A 7,698-nucleotide genomic window follows, 5' to 3' on the forward strand; every position below is an offset into this window, starting at 1 on the left:
AGCCGGAGGGGCGCGCCGGTGCCGAGGGCGCGCTACGGACACGACACCCGGGCGGTGCCCGCGCTGCCGGACCGCGAGTCGTTCCGCGCACCGGTCCGGATCGACGTCCGCGACCCGCGCACCCGCTCGTTCGGCCACTTCGAGGCCGCCCAGATGGACCCCGGCAAACAGTCCCAGGACCTCCTCGCCGTGTCGGCCAGTATGCGCACCGCGCTGCTCGTCTACAGCGGGATCACCGTGAAGATGATGGTGGACGCCGAACTGGGCGCGGTGGCCTCGACGATGTTCATCGTGCAGTACGCGGCCGACGGCGTCGCGGGCGCGCACGACCACCCCTTCGAGGAGACCTATCTCATCGTCGAGGGAACCGTGGACGCCGCCTTCGACGGCGAGCAGTACCGCCTCGGCGTGGGTGACGCCGCCTGGGCGGGCGCCGGTTGCGTCCACAGCTTCACCAACGCCGGTACGGGACCGGTGCGTTGGCTGGAGACACAGGCACCCCAGCCGCCGTCCCGCCACTCCTACCGGTTCGCCCGCGACTGGGACCATCTGCGCGACGTGCTGGGGGCGGAAGAAGGGGAGAAGAAGCCGTGAGCCGTGACGTGCCGGGGGAGAGGCCATGAGCAGTGTTGTCGTCATCGGGGGTACGGCCGGCATCGGCCGCGAGTTCGCCCGCGCCCGTGTGGAACGGGGCGACGAGGTCGTACTCACCGGCCGCGACGCCCACCGCGCCGACACGGCCGCCAAGGAGATCGGCGCGCACGGGCTTGCCCTGGACCTGTCCCGGCCCCGCGAGATCGCGGGCGCCCTGGCGGGCGTCGAGCGCGTCGACCACCTCGTCCTCGCGGGCATCTCCCGCGACCAGAACACCGTCACCGACTACGACATCGACGCCGCGCTGCACCTGGTCACCCTCAAGCTCGTCGGCTACACCGAGGTCGTCCACACGCTGCTGCCCCGGATGACCGGGGAGAGCGCCGTCGTGATCTTCGGCGGGCAGGCCAAGGAACGGCCCTACCCGGGCGCCACGACCGTCGCCACGGTGAACGCGGGCGTCACGGGCCTGGTACGCACCCTCGCGAGCGAACTCGCCCCGATCCGCGTCAACGCCGTCCACCCGGGCATCGTCGGTGACAGCCCCTTCTGGGCGGGCAAGCCCCCGGAGGTGCTGGAGAACTACCGCGCCCAGACGCCCACGGGCCGGCTCGCGCGCATGCGGGACGTCGTGGACGCGGTGGACTTCCTGCTGCGCAACGAAGCCGTCAACGGCGTCAACCTCGGCGTGGACGGAGGGTGGCTGCTTCGATGAGCGAGCGTGGCCCCGGCACGGGAGGTCTCAGGAGGCCTTGAACCCCACACCCGCGTACAGCGGCACCGGCGCCTCGCCCCTGAGCTGCTCGCCCGCCGCGAGTTCCGGATGCCATTCCGGCAGGGGGACCACCCCGGGTTCGACCAGTTCAAGTCCCGTGAAGAAACGGGTCACTTCGGCGTGCGAACGGGCCACGAGCGTGACGCCGCCCGCCGCGTACGACCGCACAGCCCGGTCCATGTTCTCCGGGTCGTAGTCCCCGGTGATCATCGACAGCACGAGGCAACTCCCGGCCGGCAGCGCCTCGACCAGACTGCCCACCAGGTCGTACGCCCCGTCCTCGTCGGCGACGAAGTGCAGCAGCGCGATCAGCGACAGCGCGACGGGCCGGTCGAAGTCGAGGACGGCCCTCGCCTGTTCCAGGATCTTGCCCGTGTCGCGCACATCCGCCTGGATGTACTCCGTCACCCCCTCGGGAGTGGCGTGCAGCAGCGCCGCGGCATGGGCCAGCACGATGGGGTCGTTGTCGACGTACACGATCCGCGCGTCGGGCGCCCCGGCCTGCGCTATCTGGTGGAGGTTGGGCTCCGTCGGGATCCCCGCACCGATGTCGAGGAACTGACGGATGCCCGCCTCCTGGACCAGCCACCGCGTGGCACGGTGCATGAACCAGCGGTTGTTGAGCGCGGAGTGCCTGGCGTGCGGCTCCAACGCCAGCATCTGAAGGCCGAGTTGCTCGTCGACCGGGTAGTTGTCCTTGCCGCCGATGAGCCAGTCGTACACCCGCGCGGGATGCGGCCTGCTGGTGTCGATCCGTTGCGCGGAAGGCTCTGTCCCCGGCATGCGGCGCTCCTCTGCTCATCGATGTGTGCGAGCAGTGTGCCACCGGTCACCGGATCTTCGAATGCCTTTCCCGGGCCCCGCGAGAGGGAGCCTGGGAGGGGAGGCCCGCCGCTCTAGGAGGGCGGCTTGAGCGGGTCGTGGCCCAACGCCATCAGCCGATGCCGGCGCTGTGTCTCCTCGGCGCCGGGACCGGCCAACGGTTCGCCCTCCCGGTCCGTCTCGGCGGTGACGGTGTCCACGACCTCGTACATCACGTCGAGGTCGTCGTCGGTGAGGTCGGTGCGGCGCTTCTGGAGGATGGCCAGCACATGCTCACCGGTGGGCGAACCCGCGTGCTCCGGCAGCGGTTCCGTCTCCTCGGAGGCGTCGCTCACCCGCAGCCACGCGGCCAGCTCCTGCGAGGTCATGTTCACCGCGCGGTGGAACTCGTCCCACAGCGCGTCGAGTTCGAGGGCGTCGGTCATGACGTACCCCTTCCCCTTTCGGTCGTGCGCTTGCCCCTGCCTGCTTGGCCTGCGTGGCCTGTGCGTGTCCTGCGTGCGCTTCTCACAGCGCCGCGCCCGCCTGCGGGGACCTCAGGCGCGCCGCGGCCAGTCCTCGGCCTGGAACATCCAGCGGTGCTTCTCCAGCTCCGCCGTCAGACCGATCAGCAGGTCCTGCGTGACGGGGTCGGGCTCGGCGGTCGCGGTGATCCGCTCCCGCAGGAGTCCTATTGTCGTCTCCAGCGCCTCGACGAGCACGCCGACGACCTCGGTGTCCTGGACCCAGCCCTCCTTCGGGCCCTGCGGGGCGGCCGTCGTCGCGACCGTCTCGGGGCGGCCGTCGGGCGGCACGCCGAGCGTCGCCGCGCGCTCGGCCACGGTGTCGGCGTACGTACGGGCCGTGTCGACGACCTCGTCGAGCTGCAGATGGATCGAGCGGAACCGCGGGCCCACGATGTTCCAGTGGGCCTGCTTGCCGATGAGCGAGAGCCCGAGCAGATCCACCAGAGTGCCCTGCAGGGCCTCCCCGACGACCTGACGAGCAGACTCGGACAGGGTGCTCTTCACCACGGTCATGGTGCACTTCTCCTTGGCGTTTGCGATGTTTGTGACGTTTTCCGGCGGCGGACCATGCGGAGCAGTGCGGCGCGCTCTTCCTCGCCCGTGCCGCCCCACACACCGGAGGTCTGTCCGGTGGAGAGCGCCCACGCGAGGCACTGGCCGGCCACCGGACAACGGGCGCAGACGCGCTTGGCGGCGGCGATGTCGTGCCGTGCGGGGCCGACCGAGCCCACGGGGAAGAACAGTTCTGGGTCCTCCTCCGCGCAGGCCGCTCGCCGCAACCACTCCATGCGAGGCCGGGTGCCCACGGCGGATCAGCGAAAACACCCGATTTCGATGACGCGGGGCCCGTCGGCCCTCAGTCGGCGAGGGCCCGGTCCACGAAGGCGGTCACGTCCGCGAGGACCGTGTCCTTGTTCGTCTCGTTGAACACCTCGTGCTGAGCTCCCGCGTACACACGCTCGGACCAGTCGGCGCCGCGCAGCTCCTCGATGCCCGCGCGGCTGGCGGGCAGCGGCACGATCCGGTCGTCGTCCCCGTGCAGCCACAGCAGCGGCAGCGCACCCACGTCACCGCTCTTGGCGATGGTCTCCAGAGTGCGTACGAACGCTTCCAACGTGGGGCGCTTGAACGGCCCGTGCCAGACCAGCGGATCCGCCGCGTACGCCGCACCGACCGACGGGTCGCGCGAGAGCGTCGTCGGGTCGATGGGGATGTCGGGCAGTGGATCGAGCGCCAGCAGCTGGGGCAGCAGGTCCCAGCTGCCGATGACCGGCCCGGAGAGGACGAGCGCGGCGAGCCCGTCCCCGTACCGCTGGGCGTGTCGCGCGGCGATGAGGCCGCCCATGGAGTGGCCGATCAGCACGACCGGTACGTCCGGATGGGCGGCCCGGGCCAGCCGCTCCACCGCGTGGACGTCGCTCACCAGGTCCTCGAAGTCCTCGACCAGCACGCGCTCGCCCGCCGACCTCCCGTGCCCCATGTGGTCGGGGCCGAACACGGCTGCGCCGTGCCCGTGCAGCACGTCGGCCACGTACTCGTACCGGCCGATGTGCTCCCCGTAGCCGTGCACCAGCAACGCCACGTACCGCGGCCGCTCCCGTGGCCACTCGCGTGCGGTGATCGTGCCCCGGGTGCCCGTGAGGGTGTGCTCGCGGGAGTCGGCCATATGTCCTCCATCGGCGTCGGCGAAGGGTCGAGGACGATCTTTCCAGGGGGCGGGGGAGCGGTCCATAGCGCGCGGCCGGTGTCGGCGGCAGGGGCCACCTGTCGAGACGGTCCTGACGCGACCGGATACGTGGGCATAGCATCGGTCTCCGCATGAACACGATGACGCTCTGGCACATATCCCTGTGGGAGTTCGCCGCACTCGCCGCCGCGGCCCTGCTCGTCGGCTTCTCCAAGACAGCGGTCAGCGGAGCCAACACCGTCAGTCTCGCCATCTTCGCGGCCGTGCTGCCCGCCCGGGCGTCGACCGGAGTCCTGCTGCCGATCCTCATCGTCGGCGACGTGCTCGCCGTGCTCACCTACCGGCGGCACGCGCACTGGCCGACGCTGTGGAAACTGTTCCCGGCGGTCGCCGCGGGAGTGATCGTCGGCACGGTGTTCCTGATGTGGGCCGACGACCAGGTCGTACGGACGTCGATCGGCGCGATCCTGCTGCTGATGGCCGGGGTCACCATCTGGCGCCGCCGCAGGACCGAGGCGGAGGAGGAACCCGACTCCCTGGCCACGCGCACCGGCCGCATCAAGGCCCGTTCGTACGGCGTGCTGGGCGGCTTCACCACGATGGTCGCCAACGCGGGCGGCCCGGTGATGTCGATGTACCTGCTCTCCGCGGGCTTCCGGAAGCTCGGCTTCCTGGGGACCTCCGCCTTCTTCTTCCTGATCGTCAACGTCTCCAAGGTCCCCTTCAGCGTCGGCCTCGGCCTCGTCGACGGCAACTCGCTGCTGCTGGACGCGGCCCTCGCCGCCTTCGTCGTACCGGGGGCGTTCATCGGGAAATGGGCCGTGAACCGGATCAATCAGCGACTCTTCGAACAGCTGGTGATCGCGGCGACGGTGGTGGGCGGAGCACAGCTGCTCCTGCGCTGATGCCGCATCCCCGAGCCCCGTAGGGGGCGCGGGGCTGTATCGATCTGCGGCTCCGCCGCGGGGCGCGACCAGCCCCCACCGGCTCGCACAAAACCAACTGCGGACCAAAACGAACCGCGGACCAAAACCAACCGCAAATCCAGCGGAGCGCCTAGGCTGGGACGCGTCAACAGTGTGTTCCCGGGGCAGGGAGGCTGCGGTCATGTCCGAGGCGTCCGGTCACGAGGATCCAGCGGAATCCGCCCGCTATCTGCCGATCGCCGAGCACGGTCTGATCGGCGATCTGCGCAGCGTGGCCCTGGTGGGCACGAACGGCACGATCGACTGGTACTGCTGTCCGTCCTTCGACGCCCCCAGCGTCTTCGCCTCGATCCTCGACGCCGACCGGGGCGGCTCCTTCGAGCTGGCGGCCGCCGTGCCGGCCCGGACCAAGCAGTTCTACTTCCCCGACACCAACGTCCTGGTCACCCGCTTCTTCACCGAGGACGGGGTGGGTGAGATCCAGGACTTCATGCCGGTGGACGGCGACGAGACCGAGGCGGACCGGCACCGGCTCATCCGCCGTGTCCTGTGCGTACGCGGTTCGATCCCCTTCCGCGCGCGGGTGTCCCCCCGGTTCGAGTACGGAGCCCAGCCGCACACCGCACGGTCGCACGACGACATGGTGATCTTCGAGTCGGCGGGTCTGTCCCTCGCGCTGACCGCCACGGAGCCGCTCGAATGCGACGGGCTCGACGCGCGAGTGGACTTCAAGCTCCAGGAGGGCGAGTCCGCGGTGTTCGCCCTCGACCAGGTCAGCGGCGACATCGCGCCCCGCCGCTGCCCGCGCGCCGAGGCCGAGCAACTGTTCGCCGCCACGGTGGCCTTCTGGCGGCACTGGCTGACCGCCTCCCAGTACCGCGGCCGGTGGCGGGAGATGGTGCACCGCTCCGCACTCACCCTCAAGCTGCTCACCTACGCGCCGACCGGCGCGATCGTGGCCGCGGCCACGACCAGCCTGCCCGAACAGCTCGGCGGCGAGCGCAACTGGGACTACCGGTACGTGTGGGTGCGCGACGCCGCCTTCTGCGTGTACGCGCTGCTGAGGCTGGGTTTCACCACCGAGGCCGAGTCGTTCATGGCCTTCGCGGCCAAGTACATCACCCCGGGCGACGGCCACCCCGGGGGCCCGGTGCAGATCATGTACGGCATCGACGGCCGCACCGACCTGCCCGAGCGGGAGCTTCCCCACCTGGAGGGATACCAGGGCTCAGCCCCCGTCCGGGTCGGCAACGCGGCGTCCGACCAGCTCCAGCTCGACATCTACGGAGCGCTCATCGACTCTGTCTACCTCTACGACAAGTGGGCCCAGCCGATCTCCAGCGACCAGTGGGACGACATCTGCGGACTCGTCGAATGGGTCTGCGAACACTGGGACCAGCCCGACGAGGGCGTCTGGGAGACCCGCGGCGGCCGCAAGAACTTCCTCTACTCCCGGCTCATGTGCTGGGTGGCGATCGAGCGGGCCATCAGGCTGGCCACCCGCCGGGGCCTGCCCGCGGACATCGTGCGCTGGCGCGGGGCCCGCGACACGATCTACCGGCGGATCATGAAACGCTGCTGGTCACCGACGCGCCAGGCGTTCGTCCAGCACGAGGACGACGACGTCCTCGACGCCGCGGTGCTGATGATGCCCCTCGCCAAGTTCATCTCGCCGACCGACCCGAAGTGGCTCTCCACCCTCGACGCGCTCACCGAGGACCTGGTCTCGGACTCGCTGGTCTACCGCTACGACCCGAACGCGAGCCCCGACGGCCTGCGCGGCGAGGAGGGCACCTTCTCGATCTGCTCCTTCTGGTACGTCGAGGCCCTGACCCGGGCCGGACGGCTCGACGAGGCGCGGCTGGCCTTCGAGAAGATGCTCACCTACGCCAACCACCTAGGCCTGTACGCCGAGGAGATCAGCCACACCGGCGAACAGCAGGGCAACTTCCCGCAGGCATTCACCCATCTCTCCCTGATCAGCGCGGCGTTCAACCTGGACCGGGCCCTGGGCTGACAGCGGCCGGGCCGGAGGACGGACGGGCGGATCGGGCGAGGGAGTCCGCCCCGTACGCTCGATGCCATGTCCCCCCATGTCCTGGTCCTCGGCGGGACCACCGAGGCGCGTGAACTGGCCGCGTCGCTCGCTGCCCGCCCCGGCGTGCGCGTGACCACGTCGCTCGCGGGGCGCGTGTCCCGGCCGGGAGCCCTGGACGGGGACGTACGCGTCGGGGGGTTCGGCGGGGCGGAGGGCCTCGCGCAGTGGCTGCGCGCCGAGCACGTGGACGCCGTCGTCGACGCCACGCACCCCTTCGCGACGGGCATCACCGAGAACGCGGCACGGGCCGCGGCGGCCACCGGCGTCCCGGTCGTCGTCCTGCGCCGCCC

10 protein-coding genes are annotated in these 7,698 nt (G+C 70.7%); 5 read left to right on the forward strand and 5 right to left on the reverse strand.

Annotated elements, in window-relative coordinates; all coding sequences use genetic code 11:
- Positions 1 to 594, forward strand: a 594-nt coding sequence (locus O3Q52_RS44365; RefSeq protein WP_269654193.1) for a cupin domain-containing protein, incomplete at its 5' end; no start/stop codon positions are given.
- A 25-nt stretch (positions 595 to 619) separates the two neighbouring features.
- Positions 620 to 1,309 (forward strand): SDR family NAD(P)-dependent oxidoreductase, encoded by a 690-nt coding sequence (locus O3Q52_RS44370; protein ID WP_269654194.1) that lies wholly within the window; start codon positions 620 to 622, stop codon positions 1,307 to 1,309.
- Positions 1,310 to 1,336: 27 nt separating this feature from the next.
- Here O3Q52_RS44370 and O3Q52_RS44375 read toward each other — a convergent pair whose 3' ends face one another.
- The 5 genes from O3Q52_RS44375 to O3Q52_RS44395 all read right to left on the reverse strand — a co-directional run bounded on the left by O3Q52_RS44375 (position 1,337) and on the right by O3Q52_RS44395 (position 4,363).
- Complete coding sequence (locus O3Q52_RS44375) at positions 1,337 to 2,152, reverse strand: SAM-dependent methyltransferase (RefSeq protein WP_269654195.1); 816 nt, start codon at positions 2,150 to 2,152, stop codon at positions 1,337 to 1,339.
- A gap of 113 nt (positions 2,153 to 2,265) precedes the next feature.
- The gene (locus O3Q52_RS44380; protein ID WP_269654196.1) at positions 2,266 to 2,616 is read right to left on the reverse strand and encodes a DUF3140 domain-containing protein; all 351 of its coding nucleotides are present in this window, start codon (positions 2,614 to 2,616) and stop codon (positions 2,266 to 2,268) included.
- Positions 2,617 to 2,727: 111 nt separating this feature from the next.
- On the reverse strand, positions 2,728 to 3,210 hold the full coding sequence (locus tag O3Q52_RS44385; protein WP_055612554.1) for a Dps family protein: 483 nt from the start codon (positions 3,208 to 3,210) through the stop codon (positions 2,728 to 2,730).
- Positions 3,207 to 3,485, reverse strand: a complete 279-nt coding sequence (locus O3Q52_RS44390) for a WhiB family transcriptional regulator (RefSeq protein WP_269654197.1) — start codon at positions 3,483 to 3,485, stop codon at positions 3,207 to 3,209. Before O3Q52_RS44390 ends, O3Q52_RS44385 begins: the two co-directional genes overlap by 4 nt.
- Positions 3,486 to 3,553: 68 nt before the next feature.
- On the reverse strand, positions 3,554 to 4,363 hold the full coding sequence (locus O3Q52_RS44395; RefSeq protein ID WP_269654198.1) for an alpha/beta hydrolase: 810 nt from the start codon (positions 4,361 to 4,363) through the stop codon (positions 3,554 to 3,556).
- A gap of 152 nt (positions 4,364 to 4,515) precedes the next feature.
- Here O3Q52_RS44395 and O3Q52_RS44400 point away from each other — a divergent pair, with 152 nt between their 5' ends.
- The 3 genes from O3Q52_RS44400 to O3Q52_RS44410 form a co-directional block, all read left to right on the forward strand.
- Positions 4,516 to 5,289, forward strand: coding sequence for a sulfite exporter TauE/SafE family protein (locus tag O3Q52_RS44400; RefSeq protein WP_269654199.1), 774 nt, complete (start codon positions 4,516 to 4,518; stop codon positions 5,287 to 5,289).
- Positions 5,290 to 5,491: 202 nt separating this feature from the next.
- Positions 5,492 to 7,327: a glycoside hydrolase family 15 protein gene (locus O3Q52_RS44405; RefSeq protein WP_269654200.1), complete on the forward strand. Its 1,836-nt coding sequence runs from the start codon at positions 5,492 to 5,494 to the stop codon at positions 7,325 to 7,327.
- Positions 7,328 to 7,393: 66 nt separating this feature from the next.
- Positions 7,394 to 7,698: precorrin-6A/cobalt-precorrin-6A reductase (locus O3Q52_RS44410; RefSeq protein ID WP_269654201.1), on the forward strand; the 305-nt coding region annotated here is incomplete at its 3' end.

This window comes from Streptomyces sp. ActVer (genome assembly GCF_027270795.1).
Classification (GTDB): domain Bacteria; phylum Actinomycetota; class Actinomycetes; order Streptomycetales; family Streptomycetaceae; genus Streptomyces; species Streptomyces umbrinus_A.

What these genes read in the sequence shown, in the direction of transcription:
- O3Q52_RS44370 (WP_269654194.1), top strand. Translation starts at nt 620, where the DNA reads ATGAGCAGTGTTGTCGTCATCGGGGGTACGGCCGGCATCGGCCGCGAG.
- O3Q52_RS44375 (WP_269654195.1), bottom strand. Translation starts at nt 2,152, where the DNA reads ATGCCGGGGACAGAGCCTTCCGCGCAACGGATCGACACCAGCAGGCCG.
- O3Q52_RS44380 (WP_269654196.1), bottom strand. Translation starts at nt 2,616, where the DNA reads ATGACCGACGCCCTCGAACTCGACGCGCTGTGGGACGAGTTCCACCGC.
- O3Q52_RS44385 (WP_055612554.1), bottom strand. Translation starts at nt 3,210, where the DNA reads ATGACCGTGGTGAAGAGCACCCTGTCCGAGTCTGCTCGTCAGGTCGTC.
- O3Q52_RS44390 (WP_269654197.1), bottom strand. Translation starts at nt 3,485, where the DNA reads ATGGAGTGGTTGCGGCGAGCGGCCTGCGCGGAGGAGGACCCAGAACTG.
- O3Q52_RS44395 (WP_269654198.1), bottom strand. Translation starts at nt 4,363, where the DNA reads ATGGCCGACTCCCGCGAGCACACCCTCACGGGCACCCGGGGCACGATC.
- O3Q52_RS44400 (WP_269654199.1), top strand. Translation starts at nt 4,516, where the DNA reads ATGAACACGATGACGCTCTGGCACATATCCCTGTGGGAGTTCGCCGCA.
- O3Q52_RS44405 (WP_269654200.1), top strand. Translation starts at nt 5,492, where the DNA reads ATGTCCGAGGCGTCCGGTCACGAGGATCCAGCGGAATCCGCCCGCTAT.